Consider the following 24717-nt stretch of genomic DNA (forward strand, 5'->3'; position numbering starts at 1 on the left):
CTACTATAAAAAATGAGACACAATTTCGGCGCAGGACCCTGCATTTTACCGCAGGAAGTATTCAAGCAAGCATCAAGAGCTGTTCTAGATTTCAAAGACGGCCTGTCTATCCTAGAAATCTCTCATCGTACTTCAGAGTTTGAAGGCGTTGTTGAAGAGACTGAAAAATTGGTTAAAGAATTGTTAAATGTTCCAGCCGGTTATTCCGTTTTATTTCTACAAGGAGGCGCTAGCTTACAATTTGCCATGGTACCAATGAACCTACTACCAGAAGGTAAAACAGCAAGTTATCTGGAAACAGGTGTTTGGGCTAATAAAGCTATTAAAGAAGTGAAATTCTTTGGAAAAGCGAACATTGTTGCTTCTTCGAAAGATGCGAACTATACTTTTATTCCAAAAGATTATAGCATCCCTGAGGACAGTGCTTATTTCCACTGCACTTCTAACAATACCATTTATGGTACTGAGATGTTCAGTTTGCCTGAAACCAAGGTTCCTGTAGTTTGTGATATGTCATCTGACATCATGAGTCGCGTAATTGATGTTTCTAAATATGATTTGATCTATGCTGGTGCTCAAAAAAATATTGGCCCGGCTGGTTTAACCATCGTAATTGTTAAAGATGAGATTTTAGGTAAATCAGGTAGAGGAATTCCTTCAATGTTGGACTATAAAGTTCATATTGATGGTGGATCGATGTACAACACTCCGCCAGTATTTTCTATCTATGTTGCTATGTTAAACCTAAGGTGGTTAAAAGCTAAAGGTGGTGTAGCTGAAATTGAAAAGGAAAACATTGCAAAAGCGAATGCTTTATATACTGAAATTGACAGAAACCCTTTATTTAAAGGTACCTGCGCAGTGGAAGACCGTTCTAGAATGAACGTGTGCTTTGTTATGGAGAATCCTGAGCTGGAAAAACCTTTCTTGAAATTTGCTGAAGAGAATGGTATTGAAGGTATCAAAGGACATAGAAGTGTTGGCGGTTTCAGAGCATCAATGTACAATGCTTTGCCAATCACAAGCGTTCACGCCCTAATAGATTTAATGCAGACTTTTGCTGAGAACCACAAATAAAAATAAATTGATGATTAAAATACTTGCAAACGATGGGATTGATCCTATCGGTAAAAAAATATTAGAAGATGCTGGTTTTGTAGTGGATACCGAGACTGTTCCTCAGGATCAGTTGGTTGAAGCTTTAAAAAACTATGACGGTATTACCGTTAGAAGTGCAACCAAATTACGTAAGGATTTGATTGACCAGGTGCCTAACTTAAAATTGATTGGTAGAGGTGGTGTTGGAATGGATAATATTGATGTAGAATACGCCCGTAGTAAAGGCATTGCAGTGGTAAATACACCTGCAGCTTCGTCATTGTCTGTTGCTGAACTGGTTTTTGCACATTTGTTTACTGGTATCCGTTTTTTACAGGATGCTAACAGAAAAATGCCTGTTGAAGGTGCTACTAAGTTTAATGCTTTGAAAAAAGCTTATGCTGGTGGTGTTGAATTACAAGGCAAAACTATGGGTATTATCGGTTTCGGTCGTATTGGTCGTGAAACTGCTAAAGTTGCCCTTAGATTAGGTATGAATGTATTGGCTTATGATCTTTATCCTGCTGAAGGTACTTTACCTTTGACTTTCCAGGGTGGTGTTTCTGTAGAGATTCCTTTCAAAACTGTATCCTTAGATGAGGTAATTGCAAACAGTGATTTCATTAGCTTACATACTCCATTTGCAGATAAGCCTATTTTGGGTGCTGAAGAGTTTGCTAAGATGAAAGCAGGTGTTGGTGTAGTGAACTGCTCTAGAGGTGGTACGATTGATGAGGCGGCTTTAATTGCGGCTTTAGACAGTGGTCAAGTTTCTTTTGCAGGATTAGACGTTTTTGATAACGAACCTACTCCAGATGCAGCTATTTTACAGCATGCAAAAATATCTTTAACGCCTCATATTGGTGCTGCAACCAATGAAGCTCAGGAACGTATTGGTACGGAACTAGCTTCGTTAATTATTGAGCACTTTAATAAATAAGTAAAGTATAAAGAAGGGTACCCAATAATTGAATTGGGTGCCCTTTTATTTTAACCAAATATGCCCTGTATTAAACCCTTCTGCGCATTTATGCCCGCAGTGTCTTTGCAATCGTTGGTTGTGACGCGTCCGCTTGAAAATTATAGTATGGGCGAAGCACGGTTAATTGCTTCCGAAAATGCATGTAGTTTTCTTCATTTGATTGACCCGGAGCTGGATAATCCCTACTTGCGTGGCACAAGACAAGAACTCATCTTTAAAAAGATCAGCGAGAACTTAGAAGGCTTTATTGAGCATAAATATTTGGTGAAACAAACTGCTCCTTCCATTTACATATACCAGGTAAAACACGATGACCTGATCCAAACGGGAATATGGACGCTTACGCATATTGATGATTACCTGGAAGGCAGGATAAAAAAACACGAATCTACAGTAGAACGCAGAGAAAAGCTATTGGCCGATTATCTGCAACAAACAGGGTTGGATGCGAATCCGGTTCTGGTTACCTATCATCCCGATAGGGTTGTTGATCGGGTAATAAAGCAATATTTACAGCTAGCGCCTAATCTTGATTTTGTCTTTGCAGATGGTACGGAGCATAAAATCTGGTCCATTTCTGATGAAACTGATTTGGCTGCTATTGTAACCGCATTTGCGCAGATGCCTGCGGTTTATATTGCAGACGGACATCATCGCGCCGCGTCTATGGCGAAAATGGGAATGCAAAAGAAAATGCTGAATGGTGCTAAGCACAATGGTACCGAAGCCTATAACTATTTCAGTACGGTTTACATGAATACCAATGAGGTAAAGGTGCTGGAGTTTAATCGGTTGATCCGGGATATTGGAACTTTAACTGGAGCCGAGTTTATCACAGCGCTGCATAAGTCATTCCTTGTCGAAAAATCGGACATTCCGGTAAAACCTAATGCTTTACATAAAATCGGGATGTATTTTGATCATCAATGGTATGTACTTAGGCCGAAGTCTGGAATATACAATGAAAAGGATCCGGTGGAAGTGCTTGATGTGAGTATTTTGCAGAACTTTATATTGGAGCCGATATTGAAGATTAACGATCCAAGAACGGATGCACGAATTACTTTTGAAGGGGGAAGGACCCCTGTAGCTGATTTGCAAACTAAGGTAGATAATAGCCTGTTTGCAGTAGCTTTTGTGTTGCACCCAACTTCTGTAGCACAAGTGATCGCTGTAGCTGATGCAGGCGGGGTAATGCCGCCTAAGTCGACCTGGGTTGAGCCTAAGTTTCTTGTAGGCCTACTCACCAGCTATTTTAACTAAAGCGAGTTGGTAACTGTCCAGTATTTGTAGCCGAGTATTGCTTTTTGCACGTTGGTTAATTTCATAGGATCGACCTTGTACAGTTTGGGCAATAGTAGTTTATTGAGCTTCACAAGTATTTTAAAGAATTGCTTTTTCATTACTAAGTATCAAGCAAACTCCATGCCTCAGCTTTCATTTTAAAATTAGGCTTTACGACTGCCCATGTGGTCTTGAATAGTTCTGAGTCGCGGTAGGCATTTAAATGCGTCTCATCGGCCCAATGGCTTATGGTGAAGTATATTTCAGGGTTGTTGTGATCTTGTAGCAATTGTACACCAGTGCAGCCTTTGAAGGTCGCAATTTTAGGCTGTACAGATTTGAACAGGACTTTGAACTCGGCTATAAAGGCCGGAGAAAAATGCATTTTAACTACACGAACTAACATAAGGGGTGTTTAAGAGTGGAATTCGACCCTAACGATATCGTTAAGGTGTAGGCCAAGTAATCCGCTGGCCTTGCCCTTGTTGATGGCAATTTCGAGGTGGTTACTGATGCCAAATAAGCAGAGCTTTTCTCCTTCCGGAACTTCATTGTAATGCCAGCTCAACTGGTTGATGGTTTCATTTTTACGGAAGTAAAGCGTGAAATCTCTATTCTGTTGAATTTTGGTAAACAATTCTTTAGTAATGTTGGTGATCACATTGCTAAAGGTATCGATGTATATTACACTTCCCCTAATGATATCGCGTTCGATAACAGGGTTTAGTAGCATTCTTTCTTCGATGTTGTCGGTGGTAACGCCAATATCTTGCAGTTTGGCGCCTTTGGCCAGCTGAGTTGCGGCCTTAACGAAAATATCGACAAGGGGGAAGTGCAGGTATTTTAGATCCTGCATAATGTTTAGTTCCACAATTTCTTCGGGTTTTTCGTCAAACAGTAAAGAGAAAATACCATTATCGGCACCTACAAAAAAATGATCTTTATATTTTAAAGCGATGTATTTAGTGTGTTGACTGAATACAGAATCGATCCCAATCAGGTGAACTGTCCCTTTTGGGAAGTAGGGGTAGACGTTCTTTAAAACAAAAGCTGCGTGCGAAATATTAAAGGATGGCACTTCATGTGTTACATCAACAATTGTAGCTGTAGGTAAGATACTCAGTATACTTCCCTTAAGGGCAGCCTGATAGAAATCTTTTGAACCTAAATCTGTTGTTAAAGTAATAATGGCCATTAAAAATTGAATATTTATTCTTAATCTTGCGTAAGCGGCAAATCGCGTACAAATATTCAATTTTTATATCAAAATATACACTCCTATCTAAAAAACAATATTTTGAACGAACTGAAATTAACATTAGAATCGGTAGATCCAGCCCAGTTTTGGGGCACAAACAATGAGCATTACGAGCTTATAAAAAATGCTTTTCCCAAGTTAAAATTGGTAGCAAGAGGCACAGACGTAAAGGTACTTGGTGAAGATCAGGAGCTTAAAGGATTTGAGTATAAGTATTACCAGCTGCTTGAGCATCTGGAGAAATACAGCGCTTTAACCCCAAATGATGTGGAGGCAATTTTAGGCTCAAAAAAAATATCAGACACTATTGAACCGGGCACAGAAAAGCCTGCCAATACCGGAGGTGGCGGCGAGGTAATCGTTTTTGGTACGAATGGTTTATTGGTAAAGGCCAGAACCGCCAATCAGCGTAAGATGGTGGAGAGTATGGGGAAGAATGATGTACTTTTTGCTATTGGTCCTGCCGGAACTGGAAAGACCTATACTGCTGTAGCCTTAGCGGTTAGAGCATTGAAAAACAAAGAGATCAAACGCATCATATTAACCCGTCCTGCCGTAGAGGCTGGTGAAAACTTAGGTTTTCTTCCGGGAGATTTGAAGGAAAAGGTTGATCCATATCTTCGCCCCTTGTATGATGCATTGGATGATATGATCCCTGCTGAGAAATTAAAGACTTATATAGAAAACAGAACAATTGAGATTGCTCCTCTGGCATTTATGCGTGGAAGGACATTGGATAACTGTTATGTGATTTTAGATGAGGCGCAGAATTCGACAGATTTACAATTGAAAATGTTTTTGACCCGTATGGGGCCTTCTGCAAAGATGATTGTAACTGGAGATATCACTCAAATAGATTTACCGAAGAAACAGATGTCGGGACTGCACAATGCATTGCGTATACTTGATGATATACCTGGCATTGATATCATTTATCTGAATGGGGATGATGTGGTAAGGCATAAGTTGGTGAAAAGAATATTAAAAGCCTACGGCGATATACAATAATTAAAAACAATACAAAAAGCTTTTTGGCAAATACCATGACAGCAATTAAAGAAACAAATTTTAGCTTTCCAAAGCAGACCAATTTTTATAAGGGAAAAGTGCGCGACGTGTACACTATCGATAACCAGTTTATGGCTATGGTGGTTACAGATAGAATATCTGCGTTTGATGTGGTTTTACCTGAAGCAATACCTTTTAAAGGACAGGTGTTAAACCAGATTGCGGCTAAGTTTTTAAATGCCACAAAGGATATCGTGCCTAACTGGGTAATTAGTGTACCTGATGAAATGGTAACCGTAGGTCGCATTTGCGATCCTTTTAAAGTTGAAATGGTAGTGCGTGGATACCTGGCAGGACATGCCTGGAGAGAATACAGTGCAGGCAGACGTAGCGTATGCGGCGTTGCTTTACCAGAAGGATTGAAAGAAAATGACAAGCTTCCTCAGCCGATCATTACACCTACTACCAAAGCGGCTGTTGGTCATGATGAGGATATTTCGAGGGAAGATATCTTAGCAAAAGGCATTGTGTCTGAAGCTGATTATGTACAGCTTGAAAAATATACTTTCGCTTTATATGAGCGTGGTACACAAATGGCTGCTGATAGGGGATTGATCCTGGTTGATACCAAATATGAGTTCGGCAAAGTTGGCGAAGAGATATTTTTGATCGATGAGATTCATACTCCAGATTCTTCGCGTTATTTTTACGCAGAAGGCTATGCCGAGCGACAAGATAAGCTTGAGCCTCAGAAGCAACTGTCGAAAGAGTTTGTGCGCAAATGGTTAATCGAGAATGGCTTTCAAGGGAAAGACGGGCAAACAGTGCCTATAATGACACCTGAGATCGTAAATTCTATATCGGATCGTTATATTGAGCTTTATGAGCAAATCACCGGTGATCAGTTCATCAAAAATGAACAATCGGATGTGGTAGCTCGTATTGAAAAGAATGTATTAGGGTTTTTAAATAGCCTTTAATCTTTTAATTGTACATATTGCCTTGTGCAATATGTACAAATGTTGTAAAGTGCCTGTTTAAATAAGGATAAGTTTTAAACAGGTATTCATATACAGATAAAATTAATTACTTTCGCATTAGACTAAATTATCAATATCATGAAATTTTCAGTAGATAAGCATGAAAAGTATGTTGTTTTAAAACTCAACGAATCGAAGTTAACAAATGACAATACACCGAAGTTGAAATCTGAGTTCATTTTATTGAACACAGAAGGATACTGTAACATCGTATTAGATTTATCAGCGGTAAAACAGTGTGAAGATTCACAGGATTTGAGCAGTTTGCTTTTTGGAGACAGGCTTTGCAAAAAAGCAAATGGGTTGTTTATTGTTACGGGCGTAAATAGCGTTGTAGCAAAGATTTTAGAGATGTCAAATCTTGACCAGTCGCTAACTATCGTTTCCAAAGTGGACGAAGCTACCGACTTGATCTTTATGGAAGAAATCGAAAAAGAACTTTTAGGAAGTGTAGACAAAGGTTAATGAAGTTTGAGGTTACTATTTTAGGCAGTAGTTCTGCTACCCCTGTATACAATAGGAATCCTACGGCACAGCTTTTAAACTGCAATGAAAAGTTCTATCTGATAGATTGCGGTGAAGGTACCCAACAACAGCTCATCAGATTTGGGTTTAAAGCAAATAAAATAGATTTTATTTTCATCAGCCATTTACATGGTGATCACTATTTCGGATTGATTGGATTGCTTTCTAGTCTACATTTAAACGGACGTGTGAAGCCGATGATCATATTTGCTCCTGTTGCGCTGCAGGAAATACTTGCTTTGCAGTTTAAGCATTCCGAAACGGTTATTAGGTATCCTATTGAGTTTGTCGCCATAGAAGCGGATAAGCCAACCCAGATTTTTGAGAATGCAGATTTGACCGTTGAAACTATTGTTTTAAATCATAGGATTCCATGTACAGGCTTTTCTTTTGTACAAAAGAAAAGGTTGCGTAAGCTGATGGTTGAAAAACTGGAAGCGGAACAGATTCCATTGGAATATTACCCTTTGCTAAAAAGGGGCGTAGACCTGGATTTACCTGATGGCAGAGTTTTGCTAAACGCAGATTATACGACCGATTCAGAACGTCCGAAAAAGTATTGCTACTGCTCGGATACTTTATTTGATGAAGGTTATTTTGAAACAATAAAAGGGGCTGATACCCTATATCACGAAGCTACCTTTTTGCATGAGATGTTAGATAGGGCCAATCAAACTCATCATACGACTGCATTACAGGCGGCTCAGATCGCTAAAGAGACTGGCGCTGCTAAATTGCTTATTGGGCACTTTTCATCCCGATACAAGACCTTACAGCCCTTGTTGGAAGAAGCCCGATCGGTGTTTGAAAATACCGAGCTCGCTATAGAAGGAAATACTTATTCCATATAAAACAAAAAGGCTTCAGCATTTGCTGAAGCCTTTTTGTTTTAATGATAATTTTTGCTTATTTATCTTTTTTACCAAAGATAGAGAAATGAACATAACGTTTAGGATGTTGCTTCAAATCTATCATCAGGCTATCCAGATTTTTAGAGGCATTGGTTAAATTTTCGTACATCTTAGTGTCATTAACCAAAAGGCCTAAAGTGCCCTTTCCGTTATTAATTTTACCTACTATGCCCTGCAGATCGCTGACAGCTTTATTTGCATTCTCAATAGTCTGTTTAAAGTTAGCGGCAGCTACCTGATCAGAGATGTTATGGATATTATTTAAAATGGCATTGATTTTTTCGTTGTTCTTCTTCAAGTTGCCGGAGATCGACTCTGCATTGGCTAAAATTGCAGAAATCCTGGAACTTTCAGATCCTACCAGGTTATCAACCTTTTTTGAGGTGCCTTCTAAAGAAGATAGGGTAGAAGCGATGCTGTTAAAGCTCTTGTCTACGTTTTTCTGGAAGTTCGGATTTAAAATAGTGTTCACACTGGTTAGTATAGAATCCATTTTTCCAATAATCAATTCTGCTTTTTTCTGAACTGGCTGAACCGTTTCAAGCAATCCTTTTGCAACATTGGCGTTTAGGAAGTCGCCATCTTTGGCATAGTCAGTACCTGTCCCCAGCGTCAACACAATGGCTTTACTGCCTAAAAGATCAGTTCCTTCCAGTCTTGCAATACTGTTTTTTGGGATTTCATACTGGCCTTTGATTTTTAAAGTAGCCAAAATAGATCCATCTGCTTGCAATTCTAGTTTATCAACACGTCCAATCTGAAAACCGTTGATTAAAACTGGTTTCGATACACCGAGTCCATCAACTCTGGGATATTTAGCAAACAGCACGGTCTCATCCGAAAAAATGGCATTACCTTTTAAGAAATTATAACCTACAATTAGTAGGGCGATAGAAAAGGCTGCTAATATGCCTACTTTAGTTTCGTTTGCGATCTTCATTCAGTATGAGTTATTAATTTAATTTATCTCAGTTTCTTTTTTATATGTTTTTACAGCTTTATAAATGGAGTTCACAATCTCGTCCTGTCCCTCAGCCGAGTTCATGTAGTCCTCTTCATTAGGGTTGGATATAAATCCAATTTCTGTTAAAACTGCAGGCATTCCACATCTTTGTAAAATTAGCAATCCTTGTTCTTTCACCCCTCTGTTTACTCTTTTGCTGTCATCTGTATAAGCATTTTGAATTAACCGGGCTAACTTTAGGCTTTTATCTCTAAAGGTATTTTTGAACAAAGATAGTATAATAAACGTTTCAGGATCATTAGGGTCATAACCATCGTAATTTTCCTTATAATTTTTTTCCAGCTTGATATCGGCGTTCTCTCTGATCGCTGCATCTTGCTCATTTAAGCGGTGTGATCCTGCAACAAATGTTTCTGTTCCACTTGTTGAAGTGTTTTTTACATAGGCATATTTTGGGGTCTTTGTCCCGTTTCTGCCTTTGGTGTAGCCTGTTATAACTCTTCTATCAGGCATAGAATTACAGTGTATGGAGATGAATATATCTGCTTTATTGTCATTGGCCAATGCTGCTCTCTTATGAAATTCGACATCTATGTCTGTTTTTCTGGTGTAAAGTATCTTTACATCTGGCATTTCCTCTTCAAACTTCTTGCCGAGTTTTAAGGCGACTTTTAAAGCCACATTTTTTTCTAGTGAATAGCTTCCGGCCGCACCGGATTTAGGGCCGCCATGCCCTGCATCAATGACAATTGTTTTAACCTTATATCCTTGAGAAAAAGCTGCGTGTGTACTTATAAATAATGGAATGGCTAATAGGAATACAATTTTTTTTAATCTCATCTCTCTTTAATCTTTGTTTTAATTGCGCTGTACCGAATAACTATCCTTCGATACCTTTTTTATAATTCTCAATAGCTTTTAGTAAGCAATCTGTAATTTCTTTTTGTCCGGCTTCGGAGTTCATGTAATTTTCTTCATCAGGATTACTGATAAATCCAATCTCTGTTAATATCGCAGGCATTCCGGCTCTGGCCAGAACTGCGAGACTTTTCTCTTGAACACCACGATCTACACGACCCACTCGTATATATTGATCCTGAACCAATTTTGCCAACTTTAAGCTTTGCGTTCTAAAAGTATTCTTCATCAAAGATAGGATAATATAATTTTCTGGATTGTTGGGATCAAAGCCCTCGTAGTTTTCCTTATAATTATCCTCTAAGAAGATGGCCGCATTTTCCCTTTTGATCACTTCGTCCTGCTCATTTAATCTTCCCATACCCGAAACAAAGGTTTCTACACCTCTGGTAGAAGTGCTTTTGCGGGACACCGTTTCAGTGATCGGTATTTTTTTACCTTTTTTGCCTTTTCTATAGCCGGTAACGATGGTTGATCGATATACTGGCATGTCATTGCAATGAATAGAGATAAATAAATCCGCTTTGGCATTGTTTGCAATAGCGATTCGCTCATAAAGTGGGATAAATACATCTGTTGAACGGGTATAAATCACTTTTACATCTTTCATATTAGCTTCTATAGCAGCGCCCAGGTGTAATGCAGTCTTTAAGGCGACATCTTTTTCTGTGGAATATAAACCATGCGTTGAGCCGTCACGACCACCATGCCCGGCGTCAATAACGATAGTTTTTATTTTATATTCTTGTGTAAATGCTTGGTTACCAGTTGTAATGATTATAATTATAGAAATAAATAGAATCAAAATTACATTTGGTCTAAGCAATGGTATATTTTTCATTAATTTTGGACGTTTTGGATTAAACATTAATGCAAAAATAACATTCACACACGAATTTGAAACTTTTACGCTACATCATTTTTTTTAAAACGATTGTTTTATTAACATCTGTTAGTAATCATGCGCTAGCATTCACTTCTTTTTCGACCTTTCAGGTTGTAAGGCAAATAGATACAACCAGGAAGGATACAACAAAGAATAATGCGCTTAACAAGGCAAAGGTACAGAGCAACCCAAAAGATACTACAAAAAACAACGCGCTTAATAAGGGAAGTGTTCAGAGCAATCCGAAGGACACTACAGCTTCAGAAAAAATTCAATACACCGCCAGAGATTCTATTTCTTTTAGCAAAGACAGTAGCATTGTGTATTTGTACGGTAAAGCCCGGGTGATTTACCAGGGACTGGAGTTGGATGCTGATTACATTTCTTTTAACAACAAGACCAGTATTATTTATGCCCGAGGCACTATAAATGATAAAGGGAAATATATTGGGCGGCCAATTTTTAAAATGGAGGGACAGGGGACTTCTATGGCTGATTCGTTAAGATTTAATACCGTAACCAAAGCCGGTAATATATTCGGGGTATATACAGAACAGGAAGGTGGCTTTTTTACGGGGGGAAAGGCTAAGAAGCAGCCTGATGATGAGATACACAGTAAAGGGCAGACTTTTAGTACCTGTAATTTGCCGCATCCCCATTTTGGCATACATTTTACAAAGGCCATTGTAACGGAGAATCAGATCATTGCAGGGCCACTTTATTTAAAGATTGAAGACATTCCTTTACCACTTGGGTTGCCTTTTGCCTTTTTTCCCAAGCCGAATAAGAAGAGTTCAGGGATTATTTTACCAACTCCTGGTGAGGATTTCTCCAGAGGTTTTTTCTTGCAGGATGGTGGATATTATATTGGTTTAAGTGATTATTGGGATGCGAAGCTAACTGGTACGATCTATTCTTATGGCTCATTTAGTGCAAGGGGAGCCTCAACTTATACCAAAAGATATAAGTTTAATGGAAATATTGATTTAAATTATGCTTTTAATCAGTATGGAACTAAAGGGACAGCAGATTATAATTCGAGTAAGGATTTTAGGATCAACTGGAGTCACTCACAAAACCCAAATGCAAAGCCAGGAACAACTTTTTCTGCAAGCGTAAATGCGGGAACCATTAGTTACGATAGGTTAACTGCTGGGGGGGGGACTTACGATCCTCGTCAAACTGCAAATAACACTTTGTCTTCTAGTATTTCCTACAGTAAAATTTTTGGAAAGGGTATCAATTTTTCTGGTGCATTACGTCATTCTCAGGAAACGCAGGCTAAGACTGTAAGTTTAACATTACCTGATATTACCTTGTCTGTACCTACATTTAATCCATTTGATTCAAAAGAGCGTGTAGGTGAGCAAAAGTGGTATCAAAAAATATCGGTAGGGTATAGCATGCAAGCGGCCAACATGATCAATACTGTAGATTCCTTGCTGTTTAAAAAAGAAAGCTTATATAAGTTTAGAAATGGGATGCAGCATAACATCCCTATTAGTATGTCTTTTAATGTATTGAAGTATTTTAACTTTAATACGGGAGTAACTTATCTGGAAAGATGGCATTTGCAATCAATTAGAAAAACTTACGCCAAAGTGCCAAATCAGCAGGACGCTGTTTTTATTGATACAATACCTGGTTTTAACAGGTCTGGCCAATATTCAATTAACGGTGGATTATCTACCAAGATATACTCAACAGCGCAGTTTAAAAACTTTGGTAATTTTAAGGCATTACGTCACGTGATGACTCCGAGTATTAGTTTCGGGTATACACCTGATTTTTCTGATCCTAGCAAAGGAAATTATAAGTACGCCTATTATCAGGATGGATCTCCGGTATTTACCACGGACTACCAAGGGAAACCAGAGCAACTCAAATATTCTATTCACGAAAGCTCTTATTATGGAGGTCCAGGAGCCGGCAAAAGCGCTTCTATTTCGTTCTCATTAGACAATACTGTAGAGGCCAAGTTCTTATCTCCAAAAGATACTACAGGAACGGGAGAAAAGAAGATTCCAATTATTCAGGGCTTAGGCATTAGCGGATCTTACAACCTGCTTGCGAAGGAGTTTAAATTATCAACTTTAAGTTTTAGTGGTCGTTCCCAATTTACCGATAAGCTTGGGATTAACTATTACGGTACATTGAACCCGTATTTATATGAAGATGTGTTAGATACCGCTACGAACCTTACCAACAGAAAGCTTGTAAATAAATATACCTGGTCAAAAGGTCAATTACCTCGTTTAACCAATTTTGGTTTCTCCTTTAGCTATAGCTTAAATCCAGAAGCCCTTAAACGTAAAAATGAGACTGATGATAAGATAAAGGAACAAAAGAATACTGGTGCAATATCACCCGAACAAGCAGAAGCGCTGGCTAAAGTAAGTCGTGACCCAAATGCTTTTGTTGACTTTAATATTCCATGGAACTTTGCATTTTCTTATACCTTTAACTACAGTACCACTGATGTTGGGCAAATGCCTACCGTAACGAACACGTTAAACTTTAACGGGGACATGAATCTTACCCCTAAATGGAAAGTGACTTTTAGCTCGGGTTGGGATTTCAAGAATAAAACAATTTCTCAGACCAATTTTGCAATTTATAGGGACTTACATTGCTGGGATATGGCCTTTACCTGGGTGCCTTTTGGTTTTTACCAGAGTTATTCTGTTGATATTAAGGTTAAGGCTTCAATCCTTCAGGATTTGAAACTGAGCAAAAGAAAAGGATACTACAGCAAATTCTAAACATATTATTTTATGCTAGCAGAAATTATAACCATTGGTGACGAAATACTGATTGGTCAGATTGTGGATACGAATTCGGCCTGGATGGCTGAGCAACTGAATCTGATCGGTATAAAGGTTAAACAAGTTAGCTCGGTTTCTGATGATGCAGATCATATCATTGAAGCCTTGCAGCTTGCAGAAAAAAGAGCTGATATTATTCTGATTACTGGTGGTTTGGGACCGACTAAGGATGACATCACTAAAATAACGATGGCCAGGTATTTTAACATGGGCCTTAGAAGAGATCAGGAAACATTGGAGCATGTAACCGATATTTTTGTCCGTTATAATAAACCGATGATAGAGTCGAACCGTAAACAAGCTGATGTGCCTGATGGTTGTACGGTCATCAAGAACAAGAACGGCACTGCGCCTTGTATGTGGTTTGAAGAACACGGCAAAGTATTTGTTTCTATGCCGGGTGTTCCTTTTGAAATGAAATACCTGATGGAAGAGGAGATTCTTCCGAGATTGAAGAAGGCGTTTAAGCTTCCTGCGATCATTCATAAGACAATATTGACGGCAAATATCGGAGAGTCTTTTTTGGCTGTAGAGCTGGAAGAGATAGAGGACAGTTTACCTGCACATATTAAATTAGCTTATTTGCCTAAGCTGGGTCAAATTAGGTTAAGGTTAAGCGGATCCGGTGATGATGAGCATTTACTCAAAGCAGAGGTGGAAGCTTATGCACAGCAGATCATCCATAAAGTAAGAAAGTATGTAGTGATTGATCAGGATATTGCTTTGGAGAAGGCAATTTTGGATATCATGGAGGCGAATAACCTTACATTATCTACGGCGGAGAGCTGTACAGGTGGGTATATTGCACATCTGATTACACAACATCCCGGATGTTCAGCGGTGTACGCAGGAGGTGCAGTAACTTATTCTAACGCGCTTAAAATGTCTGTTTTAGGGGTTCATGCTGAAACTTTGCAGACTTACGGTGCCGTAAGTGAACAAACCGTAAAAGAAATGGCCTACGGTGCAAGAATTAATTTTAAAACTGATTATGCTGTGGCAGTGAGTGGGGTGGCCGGGCCTGATGGTGGTACCGAGGATAAACCTGTTGGTACTGTGTGGGTTGCGGTAGCTAATAGTCACCATGTAATTGCAAGATTATTTAATTTTAGTAACCGCAGGGCACAAAATATTGAGCGTTCTGCCATAGCTGCGTTGTCTATGGTTTTGAATGAGATTAAACAAGATGTGGGTTAAGTCTGTAAAATACTTTACTTTTGCAGCTGATACAAATCATAAAATAAAAAATGGCTCAATACGAATTATTGTTACCTAAAATGGGGGAGAGCGTTGCAGAAGCAACCATTATTAAGTGGGTTAAACAGCCTGGCGACAAGATTGAAATGGATGATACCATTTTAGAGATTGCAACCGATAAGGTGGATTCTGAAGTTCCGTCGCCAGTAATAGGTAGATTAGTAAAGCAATTGTTTAAAGAAGACGATATTGTACAAGTGGGTGCTGTAATTGCAATTATAGAAACAGATATGGATGCCTCGGTAAGTACTGAAGCAGTTGCGGCGCCTGTTGCGGTACCAGAGAAGGTTTCTGAGCCAGTTATAGAAAATATACCAGGACTTGATCAACTTTCTGCTGAAAGTTCTTCAGATCGCTTTTATTCTCCTTTAGTGAAGAATATCGCAGCCCAGGAAGGAATTCATTTGACTGAGTTGGATGGTATCGCAGGAACAGGATCTGATGGAAGATTGACCAAAGACGATTTATTAAGTTATATTCAAAATAAAGGTAGAAAAGCTCCTGCTGTTGCAGCTAGTACTGCTACAGCGCCAGTATCAGCGCCTGTAGTGCAATCATCTGCTGCTGCGCAACCGGTAAAAGCACCGGCTCCACAACCTGCTACAAGCGTAAGTGGTGGTGATGAAATTATAGAGATGGACAGGATGCGCAAGCTGATTGCCGATCACATGACCATGAGCAAGCAAACCTCAGCACACGTAACTTCTTTTGTGGAAGCGGATGTGACCAATATGGTGATGTGGCGTGAGAAAGTGAAGAGGAATTTTGAAAAACGGGAAAATGAAAAAATCACTTTTACACCAATCTTTGTAGAAGCGGTGAGTAAAGCGATCAAAGATTTTCCAATGATCAATGTATCTGTAAAGGGTACCCAAATTATTAAGAAAAAAGATATCAATATTGGTATGGCAGCTGCTTTACCTAGCGGAAACCTGATTGTGCCAGTGATAAAAAATGCAGATGAGTTGAACCTGATAGGTTTAACCAAAGCAGTGAACGACCTGGCTAGCCGTGCCCGTAGCTCTAAGTTGAAACCGGATGAAACCCAAAATGGTACTTTTACGCTAACCAATGTGGGCTCTTTTGGTAATGTGATGGGTACGCCAATCATCAACCAACCACAAGTGGCTATTCTTGCTGTAGGTGCGATTAAAAAGAAACCCGCAGTGTTGGAAACGGAATTTGGTGATGTTATTGCCATCAGACATATGATGTTCCTTTCTTTATCGTATGATCATAGGGTCGTAGATGGTGCGCTTGGCGGATCGTTTGTGCGCCGTGTGGCCGATTACCTGGAGAACTGGGATATGAACAGAGAAATCTGAACTACGATATAAACTACAAAAGGCCCCAATTGGGGCCTTTTGTATAATCAAAACAAATACTAGTTAACCAACTAGTGTGGCTTCATTTGCTACAGTTTGAATCTGTTGCTCGGTATAGGTATATTTCCCTGTTTGGGCAATAAATACATCTTTTTGCTCTAACAACTCACGGTTAGCGATCAAGCTTTTCAAGCTTACATTTCCAATCACGTATTTGTAGTCATCACGAGAGAATCTTTCTACAATGTTTTCAATCTTCAATTTCTCTACAGTATATTCATGAACATAGCGTAGATAAATTTCGATGTTTACATCATCGGTATGGATCAGTCCGTTGTGTTGGTGATATTTCTTGTATTCATAACGGTAACCATATCTTAAAGCAGCAATGTCCGACAATACGGCTGCGCCTGTTGGGTGACCGCCAGCTCCCTTTCCAAAAAAGAATTGTTTATCAGCGAAAGCAGCTTGAACAGTTACGCCGTTATATTCATTTTCTACATTGAAAAGGAAATCGTCAGACTTCACAAATTTTGGCAATACATAAGTAACTACTTGTTTAGTGCTGATTTTACGTGCAGTAGGTACTAGTTTAATTTTAAAGTTCTTTTCTCTTGCATACCTGATGTCGTTCTCAGAAAGGTTCTGAATACCAACGTTAAGAATTTTATCAGGATTGATAAATAAACCGTAGGCATGCGCAGTTGCAATGGCCAATTTAAATTTAGGATCGAATCCACCTACATCCATAATTGGGTTGGTTTCGGCAAAGCCTAAGTCTTGTGCTTGTTTTAAAGCTACACCATATTCCATGTTCTCGTTAAATATTTTAGACAAAATATAGTTTGATGAACCATTGAATATACCGCTGATGCCGTGAAGCAACTCATTGTCGTAATACTCTTCCAGGTTACGAATGATTGGAATACTACCACATACTGCTCCTTCGTAAAGTAGGGAAGCATCGTGTTTTTCCTGTAATTCAACCAATTCTGCAAGGTGTGTGGCAATCATTTTTTTATTGGCAGAAACTACGTTTTTACCACTAATTAATGCTCTTTTAACAATGTTGTAAGCAACATCAGCATCATCTATCAATTCTACGATTGTATTGATTTCACTGTTGTTTAACAGTTCGTCATGATCGGTTGTAAAAAGGTGCGCATCTAAAGTACGTTTCTTCTCAGGGTTTTTGATGGCGATTTTAATGATTTCAAGATTTAAATCCTGACCACGGATAATATCATGTAATCCCTGTCCAACTACCCCAAAACCAAATAAACCAATTTTAAGTTTCTTGCTCATCTAATTATTATGCTGTTTTATGTAATTTAATTATTTTCTTGTTGACACTTTCCTTCAGGAAATTGCCAATGATATTTGTAAGTGCATCTGTTTCAATCAGGAATCCGTCATGACCATATGCTGATTTAAGGCTATGAAATTCTGCGCCCGAAATGTTGTTTGCCAGAAACTCCTGTTCAGAGATTGGGAAAAGTACATCGTTATCGATGCCAATCACTAAGGTGTTTGCTTTGATCAATGCCAAAGCATCAGTTACGCTGTTTCTACCTCTGCCAACGTTATGGCTGTCCATAACTTTGCTTAGGTACCAGTAGCTGTAAGCATTAAAACGCTTGCAAAGTTTTTCTCCCTGGTAGTTCTGATAAGAAGAAGCTCTGAAATTACCCGTCTTATCATTTACACTTTCTAACTGTGTAGCTGTATAAGCATCGTAAGTTCTGTACGACAATAAAGCGATACTTCTGGCAACTTTTAATCCTTTTAGACCACCATCAGGTTTTTGTGCGTAAAAACTACGGTCTGTGCTTATCGCTAAGCGCTGACTTTCATTAAAGGCAATGCCCCATGGAGAGTGAACCGCATTTGTTGCAACCAGGATAAGGTTGTCAATAATTGCAGGGTCCATAATTGCCCATTCCATAGCCTGCTGTCCGCCTAAAGAGCCACCTATCAGTACTTTGATGTGCTGGATGCCAAAATGTGTAGCCAGCAAGCGGTGCGCCGAAACCTGATCCCTTACTGTCAGTTCAGGGAAGGAAAGGTAGTAAGGTAAACCTGTTACCGGGTTTTCACTTAAAGGGTTGGTGCTACCATAATGCGAGCCAAGAACGTTAGTGCAGATGATAAAATGCTCATCAGGATTAAATAATGCATTGTTGCCAAATAATCCCTTCCACCAATCTAATACGTCAGAGTTAGCAGTAAGTGCATGGCAGGCCCAAATTACATTATCCTTTTTGGTATTTAGTTTACCATAAGTTTGATAGGCAATTTCAAGCTTACGGAGCTTCTTGCCACTTTCAAGCTTAAAGGTCTTATTGTAATTATATGTGGATATTGTACTCATTGCTTATTTTTTTATAGCAGCAAAAGCCTGTTCAAAATCGGCTTTGATATCGTCGATATGCTCGATACCAACTGATACCCTTAATTGATTAGGGGTAACACCAGCACTAATTTGTTCTGCTTCACTTAATTGTTGATGGGTGGTTGCTGCAGGTTGTATGATTAATGTTTTTGCATCTCCAACATTGGCCAGGTGACTGACCAAATTAAGGCTGTCGACCAATAAAGTAGCTTTTTCTTTAGCACCATGTAATTCGAAAGACAATACAGCACCAAATCCATTTTGCAAGTACTTTTTAGCATTGGCATGGTATGGACTGCTTTCTAAACCTGGATAGTTTACACTTTTTACAGCCTCGTGGCCTTCAAGCCAGGTCGCTAAAGCCAATGCATTGTCAACATGACGTTGTACACGTAGTGACAAGGTTTCTAAGCCTTGCAACAATTGGAAGGAATTGAAAGGAGAGATAGCAGGACCAAAATCCCTTAAACCTTCTACCCGGGCACGGATGATAAATTGTATATTTCCGAAAGGACCATCGTTGCCAAACACCTCATTAAATACCAATCCATGGTAACCTTCAGAAGGTTCAGTGAATTGACTGAATTTTCCATTGCCCCAGTTGTAATTTCCACCGTCTACGATTACACCACCAATGCTGGTTCCATGTCCGCCAATCCATTTGGTTGCAGATTGAACCACAATGTGTGCTCCGTGCTCTAATGGTTTGAAAAGGTATCCTGCACAACCGAAAGTATTGTCTACGATTAAAGGTAGATCATGTTTGTTGGCAATAGCTGATATTTTTTCAAAATCAATGATGCTATAAGCCGGATTACCTATACTTTCCAGGTAGATTGCTTTTGTGTTGCCATCAATTTTAGCTTCAAAATCTGAAGGATCATTGCCATTGGCAAATTTAACTTCAATGCCTAAGCGCTTAAAGCCAACTTTAAACTGGTTGTAAGAACCACCATACAAGTGAGATGAGGATACGAAATTATCGCCAGCCTCTAAAATGTTGTTTAAGGCAATAAATTGTGCTGCTTGTCCGGATGCTACTGCTAAAGCTGCTACACCGCCTTCAAGCGCTGCTACACGTTTTTCAAATACATCCGTAGTTGGATTCATGATACGGGTGTAGATATTTCCGAATTCCTTCAGGGCAAATAGGTTTGCACCATGCTCAGAGCTTTTAAATCCGTAGGAAGTAGTTTGATATATAGGTACTGCTCTAGACCCGGTTGTTGGATCGATTACCTGACCTGCGTGTACTTGTAATGTTTCAAATTTATGAGAAGCTGACATATTGTGTTTAATTTTATATGGTGTGATTAATTTCTTAGAGGGGATACCAACAGGCACAAAAAGGCATGATAGTATATAGTTGTTTAGCGTACCCTTAAAGGGCCTTCCGATGGATTACAAGAAATGCAAAAGGAAGATTTAATGATTATTGCATGCGACAGCACATACACATGGTAAGCTGTGGGCAACAATAATGATTAAGATTAGAATTAATAGTTTTCATACGTTTAAATTTATCTTTCCAAACGGCACCATGCCGGCTGGTCAGGAATTGGCACCTTCTCCATTTTGGGAGGGTTGCCAGTGGGTCAAAGAGCCTGTCTCTCGCCACTTCTTTATAAATCAAACCTTGAATAAAGAAGGTTGACTTGATTAGCTTTCGCTAAATAATATTCAAATGTAGGCGTATCTTACAAAATATCCAAAATTTAATTCTGAATATTTTGTAAGTCATTGTTTTTTAGTTATATAAAGTTGTTTGTTTGTTTGGGTTTGTAGCTATTTCTTCGCTAAAGCTTGCTCAAAATCGGCTATTAAGTCCTCAATATGTTCAAGTCCTACAGATATCCGAATTAAATTTTGTGGAGTTTTAGTGTCTGGACCTTCGACAGATGCACGATGTTCTATTAAGCTTTCAACACCACCAAGGCTTGTTGCCTGTGCAAATAGCTTTACCTGATTTACGATCTTATGGGCCTCTGTAGCACCACCTTTAACAAGAATGGACATCATTCCCCCGAAATCGCTCATTTGTTTCTTTGCAATTTCATGGCCGGGGTGGCTAGGTAGTCCGGGATAGTATACAGTTTCAACTGCAGGATGATTTTGAAGATAAAAGGCTAGAGCCATTCCATTTTCACAATGTCCACGCATTCTATACGGTAATGTTTTAATACTTCGTACCAGTAAGAAACAGTCGAAAGGAGAGGGAACTGCTCCACCAATCTGTTGTATGTTTCTGATCTTTTCCCAGAACTCGTTTTTCTCAGCGGTAATTAAAACACCCCCCAATACATCACTATGCCCCCCAATATATTTGGTTGATGAATGCATGACCAGGTCAGCTCCCAGGGAAATTGGATTTTGCAGACAAGGGGAAGCGAAGGTGCTGTCGCAGGCCAGGATCAATCCGTTTGATTTACTGATCTCGGCTATGGCGGCAATATCGGTGATTTTTAATAATGGGTTGGACGGTGTTTCTGTCCAGATCATCACTGTATTTGGTTTAATGTGCTGCTTAATAAGCTCAATATCCGTGAGGTCGATGAAGTCAATAGATAAGGTATCGGCAAAGATGGTTTGTAGCTGTCTTTTAAAGCCCCAGTACATGTCATCGGGCGCAATGATATGGCTTCCTGGTTTAAAGGCCTGGAAAACGGACATGCCAGCGGTATTTCCAGAAGAGAATGCACAGGCTTCAGCTCCTTTTTCTAATTCAGCGATAATGTTTTCAAGGGCTGACCTGTTTGGATTGCTGACTCTGCTGTACATGTGTCCACCAGAATATCCACCCTCAGCATTTCTTAAAAAAGTTGTAGATAAATTTATAGGGGGTGTAACATCTTGTGTACTGATGTCATATAAATTTCCGGCATGTATTGCTAGGGTTTCTGCTCTCATTATTATGGGGTTAAATGCTTAATAACTGCGTTAAGCGATGATGAGGTTAAAGGTAAAAATTATTACGCTGAAGTTTTGGCAAGATTTATGTATTTAAAAAGTAAAAATACTTGATATGAAAAGAATATTCCTGATAGCAGCCATTTTTTGCAGTGCAATAATGGTGTTGCAAAGCTGCTCACCAAAAGGTGCAGCAACAACTCAACCCGTAAGAAGAGGTGATATTACCGGTAACTGGGTTTTAAATGACATTACATTTGATGGAGTTCCTCAAACTTCTGTTAAATCGTTGTTTGGTGAGTCGTCTTACAAGTGTTTTGTGGGTAGTGCCTGGAGATTAACCAATAGTGGCAATGGAAGTTATACACTAGGTGGTGAATGTGGTGCTAAAATGCAAACGATTTTTTGGTCGGCTAGTCCTAAAGACGATACTTTCCAATTTAAAAAACTGTATGAAGGTGATAAAGCTAAAAATGTAACTGAAGGTTATAGAATGGTGATCGCCTCTGCTAACGGTGATAGCATGGTGATTAAAACACCTGTAGAGTATGGAAATGCAACGGCTTATATCGTGTTGAATTTCACTAAGGCTCAGAAATAAACGAAAAAATTACCGTTCTCTTCCAGAGCTGCATTGCCTCGCTGAAGAAGCGAAGAACGCTGGGCTCTCTCTGAGAAGGTAATTTTTCTGGCCACAAAGCACATACAACATTGTTTAAACATAAAAAAGGAACTTACTGATTGGTAAGTTCCTTTTTTTTTATGCCTGCTTTTTAAAACGTAATTGTTGTTTTTTTTAAATGTCGGAGTAATCGGTTGGAGTCAAGAAACGAGTATCGTTTTTAGATACATTGTTCTGGTATTCGGGCATAGATTTTAGTTTTAGCCAGTATTCATCTTTTCCAAATGTTTTCCAGTGTTCATCACGGTCTGCTTTATTTTCAAAGGTTGTTAGGTACATGAGGTTAGGCATTCGGCTTCCGGAGATTACTTCAGCATAAAACACTGCGTTAAAGCCAAGTCTTTTAAAGAGACCGATTTCACCGCCTTTATTGAACATCTCTACTTTGTTTTTATAACGCTTTTCAGTGGGACCTTCGTAGCTACGGAGTTCGTAAACACGCTCTTTCTTTGGGGAGCTTAATTTGGGTAAGTTGAATTTCGGACTACCTTCAAAAGCGTTAAGTAGGATGCTTTCTATTCTTTCAAATGGGGCATCTGTATGTAAAGCATCGAGGTATGCTTTTCCGTCCTCCTGGAACTTGAGATCTTTTTGAAGGATGCTTTCAAGTTTAGCGAAATCGGTATAGGACTTGAAAGGAATAAAAACATAAACCAGTTTTTCGTTATTTTCAGGCGCTTGGGTGTTGGTGTTTTGTACGGGCTTGAAAATGCCTATGTTATTGATTCCGGCACGATGTAAAGCGGGGAGGTATGCCGTTTTTAAAAAATCATCCACTGTTTTCTCCTGCTCACTATTTTTTAAATGATAGACTTTTATTTGATAGAAATCTCTGCTGCCAGCATTTGCATAAATATAGCTAATGGGCGTAATGAGCAAGACGAGGAAGAGGGTGGATAATTTATTCATGCTGGTTTTCTATGATTTCTTTGATTTTTATGAGGCGGTCGTAAAAGCACTCAAAAGGTCTCACATTTCCATGGATTTTTAATAGGGTAATGTGGGTATCGATGCACTTGGCCACATCGTTTAGTTTGGTTCCTGGGTAAAGTTCTAATGATTGAGGTAAATCTATTCCTGAAAAATGAGCTTCTAGTTCTTCAATTGTCATGTTGCAAATGTAGCCAAATAATGAGATTCTTTGACGCATGTATTTCCTTTTCCAAAGGGAAGCTCTTTTACATAATGCTGACAGCTAAAATCGGTTAAAAAAAGAAGTATCTAATGATTTTATGCTATTTTTGCTCATTATACATCATAAATGGATACGACTTCAAAACTTGCGTTGATTTTAGCTGATGCTGATCTTTCAGCTGAACTAAAATCAATTGCCCTCAAAGTTCAAAATAAGGAAAGGATTACATTTGATGAAGGTGTTTACCTTTATGAACATGGCGAGCTAGGCTACCTTGGTGTACTGGCTAATTACATCCGGGAACAGCGGCATGGCGACAATACTTATTTCAACCGTAATTTTCATATCGAACCTACAAACGTTTGTGTGTACGATTGTAAGTTTTGTTCTTATTCGCGTCTGATTAAAGAGCGTGAATCTGGATGGGAAATGAGTGTTGATGGCATGATCGATGTATTGAAGAAATACGATAATGAACCAGTAACTGAAGTGCACATTACCGGTGGTGTAGTGCCTAAGCAAAACCTGGAGTTTTATAGCGACTTTTTTAGAAAAGCAAAAGCACATCGTCCTGATCTTCATATTAAAGCCCTTACTCCGGTAGAGTATTACTATATCTTTAAAAAGGCGAAATTAAGTCATTATGATGGTATGAAATATATGCAGGAAGCCGGTTTGGATTCTATGCCAGGCGGTGGTGCTGAAATCTTCCATCCTGAAGTAAGAGAAAAGATCGCTCATGATAAATGCAATGCCGAGCAATGGCTTGATATACATGAGCAAGCACATAAATTAGGTATGAAGACCAATGCAACGATGTTGTATGGACATATAGAGCAATTTTGGCATAGGGTAGACCATATGGAACGCCTACGTCAGCAGCAAGATAAAAGTGGAGGCTTTCAGGCATTTATACCACTTAAGTTCAGGAATCAAAACAACCAGATGGACAATGTTCCAGAGGTTTCAGTGATTGAGGATTTGAGGAATTATGCCATTGCCCGTATTTATATGGATAATTTTGATCACATCAAGGCTTATTGGGCGATGATCAGTAGACAAACCGCACAGTTATCGCTGAATTTTGGTGTAGATGATATCGACGGTACCTTAGATGATACGACTAAAATCTACTCTATGGCAGGGGCAGAAGAGCAAACCCCAGCTATGAATACCCAGGAGCTGGTAAACCTGATTAAACAGGTAAACCGCAAACCAATTGAACGGGATACTTTATACAATGTGGTAACCGATTATACCAATGTTGTATTTGAAGACGAAGTGAAACCTCAGTATTATAAATTGCCCGTAATCAATTAA

Annotated in this window: 23 protein-coding genes and 1 riboswitch; of the genes, 12 read left to right on the top strand and 11 right to left on the bottom strand. The window is 39.1% G+C overall.

Going from position 1 to position 24717, the window contains the following annotated elements:
* The first annotated feature begins 12 nt into the window (after positions 1-12).
* From serC to BLS35_RS17940, 3 genes are read left to right on the top strand one after another with little or no spacing between them, the layout of a single operon-like run.
* Positions 13-1077 (top strand): 3-phosphoserine/phosphohydroxythreonine transaminase, encoded by a 1065-nt coding sequence (gene serC, locus BLS35_RS17930; RefSeq protein ID WP_090783616.1) that lies wholly within the window; start codon positions 13-15, stop codon positions 1075-1077.
* Positions 1078-1087: 10 nt separating this feature from the next.
* The gene (locus BLS35_RS17935) at positions 1088-2038 is read left to right on the top strand and encodes a D-2-hydroxyacid dehydrogenase (protein ID WP_175459611.1); all 951 of its coding nucleotides are present in this window, start codon (positions 1088-1090) and stop codon (positions 2036-2038) included.
* 60 nt (positions 2039-2098) lie between these two features.
* Positions 2099-3343, top strand: coding sequence for a DUF1015 domain-containing protein (locus BLS35_RS17940; protein WP_090783618.1), 1245 nt, complete (start codon positions 2099-2101; stop codon positions 3341-3343).
* A gap of 142 nt (positions 3344-3485) precedes the next feature.
* Here the strand turns inward: BLS35_RS17940 and BLS35_RS17945 are convergent, their stop codons facing one another.
* Complete coding sequence (locus BLS35_RS17945; protein WP_090783620.1) at positions 3486-3770, bottom strand: putative quinol monooxygenase; 285 nt, start codon at positions 3768-3770, stop codon at positions 3486-3488.
* A 9-nt stretch (positions 3771-3779) separates the two neighbouring features.
* Positions 3780-4559: an SAM hydrolase/SAM-dependent halogenase family protein gene (locus BLS35_RS17950; protein ID WP_090783622.1), complete on the bottom strand. Its 780-nt coding sequence runs from the start codon at positions 4557-4559 to the stop codon at positions 3780-3782.
* Between the two features lie 102 nt (positions 4560-4661).
* Between BLS35_RS17950 and BLS35_RS17955 the strand changes: the two genes are divergently transcribed.
* The 4 genes from BLS35_RS17955 to BLS35_RS17970 all read left to right on the top strand — a co-directional run bounded on the left by BLS35_RS17955 (position 4662) and on the right by BLS35_RS17970 (position 8046).
* Positions 4662-5630: a PhoH family protein gene (locus BLS35_RS17955; protein WP_090783624.1), complete on the top strand. Its 969-nt coding sequence runs from the start codon at positions 4662-4664 to the stop codon at positions 5628-5630.
* A 35-nt stretch (positions 5631-5665) separates the two neighbouring features.
* Complete coding sequence (locus BLS35_RS17960) at positions 5666-6610, top strand: phosphoribosylaminoimidazolesuccinocarboxamide synthase (protein ID WP_090783625.1); 945 nt, start codon at positions 5666-5668, stop codon at positions 6608-6610.
* A gap of 138 nt (positions 6611-6748) precedes the next feature.
* Positions 6749-7135, top strand: coding sequence for an STAS domain-containing protein (locus BLS35_RS17965; protein ID WP_090783627.1), 387 nt, complete (start codon positions 6749-6751; stop codon positions 7133-7135).
* Positions 7135-8046, top strand: a complete 912-nt coding sequence (locus tag BLS35_RS17970; protein WP_090783629.1) for a ribonuclease Z — start codon at positions 7135-7137, stop codon at positions 8044-8046. The genes BLS35_RS17965 and BLS35_RS17970 overlap by 1 nt, the downstream gene beginning before the upstream one ends.
* Positions 8047-8101: 55 nt before the next feature.
* On the opposite strand, the gene BLS35_RS17975 is transcribed toward BLS35_RS17970, so the two are convergent.
* The 3 genes from BLS35_RS17975 to BLS35_RS17985 are packed head-to-tail and all read right to left on the bottom strand — an operon-like array spanning position 8102 to position 10829.
* Positions 8102-9046 (bottom strand): MlaD family protein, encoded by a 945-nt coding sequence (locus BLS35_RS17975; protein WP_090783631.1) that lies wholly within the window; start codon positions 9044-9046, stop codon positions 8102-8104.
* Positions 9047-9064: 18 nt separating this feature from the next.
* On the bottom strand, positions 9065-9910 hold the full coding sequence (locus tag BLS35_RS17980) for an N-acetylmuramoyl-L-alanine amidase family protein (protein WP_090783633.1): 846 nt from the start codon (positions 9908-9910) through the stop codon (positions 9065-9067).
* 40 nt (positions 9911-9950) lie between these two features.
* On the bottom strand, positions 9951-10829 hold the full coding sequence (locus BLS35_RS17985; protein ID WP_371328253.1) for an N-acetylmuramoyl-L-alanine amidase family protein: 879 nt from the start codon (positions 10827-10829) through the stop codon (positions 9951-9953).
* Between the two features lie 56 nt (positions 10830-10885).
* Here BLS35_RS17985 and BLS35_RS17990 point away from each other — a divergent pair, with 56 nt between their 5' ends.
* From BLS35_RS17990 to BLS35_RS18000, 3 genes are read left to right on the top strand one after another with little or no spacing between them, the layout of a single operon-like run.
* On the top strand, positions 10886-13636 hold the full coding sequence (locus BLS35_RS17990) for a putative LPS assembly protein LptD (protein WP_090783638.1): 2751 nt from the start codon (positions 10886-10888) through the stop codon (positions 13634-13636).
* Positions 13637-13648: 12 nt separating this feature from the next.
* Positions 13649-14896 carry a competence/damage-inducible protein A gene (locus tag BLS35_RS17995; protein ID WP_090783640.1) on the top strand — a complete coding sequence of 416 codons (1248 nt, stop codon included), beginning with the start codon at positions 13649-13651 and terminating at the stop codon, positions 14894-14896.
* 50 nt (positions 14897-14946) lie between these two features.
* Positions 14947-16281, top strand: a complete 1335-nt coding sequence (locus BLS35_RS18000; RefSeq protein ID WP_090783642.1) for a dihydrolipoamide acetyltransferase family protein — start codon at positions 14947-14949, stop codon at positions 16279-16281.
* Between the two features lie 63 nt (positions 16282-16344).
* On the opposite strand, the gene BLS35_RS18005 is transcribed toward BLS35_RS18000, so the two are convergent.
* From BLS35_RS18005 to BLS35_RS18020, 4 genes are all read right to left on the bottom strand, one after another.
* Positions 16345-17586: a homoserine dehydrogenase gene (locus BLS35_RS18005; protein ID WP_090783644.1), complete on the bottom strand. Its 1242-nt coding sequence runs from the start codon at positions 17584-17586 to the stop codon at positions 16345-16347.
* A 7-nt stretch (positions 17587-17593) separates the two neighbouring features.
* Positions 17594-18652 carry a homoserine O-acetyltransferase family protein gene (gene metX / locus BLS35_RS18010; RefSeq protein WP_090783645.1) on the bottom strand — a complete coding sequence of 353 codons (1059 nt, stop codon included), beginning with the start codon at positions 18650-18652 and terminating at the stop codon, positions 17594-17596.
* Positions 18653-18655: 3 nt separating this feature from the next.
* Entirely contained in the window at positions 18656-19960 is a 1305-nt protein-coding gene (locus BLS35_RS18015; protein ID WP_090783647.1) for an O-acetylhomoserine aminocarboxypropyltransferase/cysteine synthase family protein, read from the bottom strand.
* A 230-nt stretch (positions 19961-20190) separates the two neighbouring features.
* A riboswitch (SAM riboswitch) is annotated at positions 20191-20304 on the bottom strand.
* Between the two features lie 154 nt (positions 20305-20458).
* The gene (locus BLS35_RS18020) at positions 20459-21580 is read right to left on the bottom strand and encodes a trans-sulfuration enzyme family protein (RefSeq protein ID WP_090783649.1); all 1122 of its coding nucleotides are present in this window, start codon (positions 21578-21580) and stop codon (positions 20459-20461) included.
* Positions 21581-21695: 115 nt separating this feature from the next.
* Here BLS35_RS18020 and BLS35_RS18025 point away from each other — a divergent pair, with 115 nt between their 5' ends.
* Positions 21696-22181 (top strand): lipocalin family protein, encoded by a 486-nt coding sequence (locus BLS35_RS18025; protein WP_090783651.1) that lies wholly within the window; start codon positions 21696-21698, stop codon positions 22179-22181.
* A gap of 195 nt (positions 22182-22376) precedes the next feature.
* Here the strand turns inward: BLS35_RS18025 and BLS35_RS18030 are convergent, their stop codons facing one another.
* Both BLS35_RS18030 and BLS35_RS18035 read right to left on the bottom strand, forming a co-directional pair.
* A complete protein-coding gene (locus BLS35_RS18030; RefSeq protein ID WP_090783653.1) occupies positions 22377-23171 on the bottom strand; it encodes an NIPSNAP family protein in 795 nt (264 codons plus the stop codon).
* Complete coding sequence (locus BLS35_RS18035; protein WP_139205888.1) at positions 23164-23412, bottom strand: DUF6965 family protein; 249 nt, start codon at positions 23410-23412, stop codon at positions 23164-23166. The genes BLS35_RS18030 and BLS35_RS18035 overlap by 8 nt, the downstream gene beginning before the upstream one ends.
* Positions 23413-23523: 111 nt before the next feature.
* On the opposite strand from BLS35_RS18035, the gene mqnE reads away from it, so the two are divergent.
* Complete coding sequence (gene mqnE / locus BLS35_RS18040) at positions 23524-24717, top strand: aminofutalosine synthase MqnE (RefSeq protein WP_090783657.1); 1194 nt, start codon at positions 23524-23526, stop codon at positions 24715-24717.

The organism is Pedobacter sp. ok626, from assembly GCF_900100435.1.
Classification (GTDB): domain Bacteria; phylum Bacteroidota; class Bacteroidia; order Sphingobacteriales; family Sphingobacteriaceae; genus Pedobacter.

Excerpts from the sequence above, each read along its gene's own strand:
- metX (WP_090783645.1), bottom strand. The coding sequence starts at position 18,652 with ATGAGTACAATATCCACATATAATTACAATAAGACCTTTAAGCTTGAA.
- BLS35_RS17950 (WP_090783622.1), bottom strand. The coding sequence starts at position 4,559 with ATGGCCATTATTACTTTAACAACAGATTTAGGTTCAAAAGATTTCTAT.
- mqnE (WP_090783657.1), top strand. The coding sequence starts at position 23,524 with ATGGATACGACTTCAAAACTTGCGTTGATTTTAGCTGATGCTGATCTT.
- BLS35_RS17995 (WP_090783640.1), top strand. The coding sequence starts at position 13,649 with ATGCTAGCAGAAATTATAACCATTGGTGACGAAATACTGATTGGTCAG.
- BLS35_RS17965 (WP_090783627.1), top strand. The coding sequence starts at position 6,749 with ATGAAATTTTCAGTAGATAAGCATGAAAAGTATGTTGTTTTAAAACTC.
- BLS35_RS18025 (WP_090783651.1), top strand. The coding sequence starts at position 21,696 with ATGAAAAGAATATTCCTGATAGCAGCCATTTTTTGCAGTGCAATAATG.
- BLS35_RS17945 (WP_090783620.1), bottom strand. The coding sequence starts at position 3,770 with ATGTTAGTTCGTGTAGTTAAAATGCATTTTTCTCCGGCCTTTATAGCC.
- BLS35_RS18020 (WP_090783649.1), bottom strand. The coding sequence starts at position 21,580 with ATGAGAGCAGAAACCCTAGCAATACATGCCGGAAATTTATATGACATC.
- BLS35_RS17940 (WP_090783618.1), top strand. The coding sequence starts at position 2,099 with ATGCCCTGTATTAAACCCTTCTGCGCATTTATGCCCGCAGTGTCTTTG.
- BLS35_RS18030 (WP_090783653.1), bottom strand. The coding sequence starts at position 23,171 with ATGAATAAATTATCCACCCTCTTCCTCGTCTTGCTCATTACGCCCATT.
- BLS35_RS17935 (WP_175459611.1), top strand. The coding sequence starts at position 1,088 with ATGATTAAAATACTTGCAAACGATGGGATTGATCCTATCGGTAAAAAA.
- BLS35_RS17985 (WP_371328253.1), bottom strand. The coding sequence starts at position 10,829 with ATGAAAAATATACCATTGCTTAGACCAAATGTAATTTTGATTCTATTT.
- BLS35_RS18015 (WP_090783647.1), bottom strand. The coding sequence starts at position 19,960 with ATGTCAGCTTCTCATAAATTTGAAACATTACAAGTACACGCAGGTCAG.
- BLS35_RS18035 (WP_139205888.1), bottom strand. The coding sequence starts at position 23,412 with ATGCGTCAAAGAATCTCATTATTTGGCTACATTTGCAACATGACAATT.
- BLS35_RS18000 (WP_090783642.1), top strand. The coding sequence starts at position 14,947 with ATGGCTCAATACGAATTATTGTTACCTAAAATGGGGGAGAGCGTTGCA.
- BLS35_RS17960 (WP_090783625.1), top strand. The coding sequence starts at position 5,666 with ATGACAGCAATTAAAGAAACAAATTTTAGCTTTCCAAAGCAGACCAAT.
- BLS35_RS17970 (WP_090783629.1), top strand. The coding sequence starts at position 7,135 with ATGAAGTTTGAGGTTACTATTTTAGGCAGTAGTTCTGCTACCCCTGTA.
- serC (WP_090783616.1), top strand. The coding sequence starts at position 13 with ATGAGACACAATTTCGGCGCAGGACCCTGCATTTTACCGCAGGAAGTA.
- BLS35_RS17980 (WP_090783633.1), bottom strand. The coding sequence starts at position 9,910 with ATGAGATTAAAAAAAATTGTATTCCTATTAGCCATTCCATTATTTATA.
- BLS35_RS17975 (WP_090783631.1), bottom strand. The coding sequence starts at position 9,046 with ATGAAGATCGCAAACGAAACTAAAGTAGGCATATTAGCAGCCTTTTCT.
- BLS35_RS18005 (WP_090783644.1), bottom strand. The coding sequence starts at position 17,586 with ATGAGCAAGAAACTTAAAATTGGTTTATTTGGTTTTGGGGTAGTTGGA.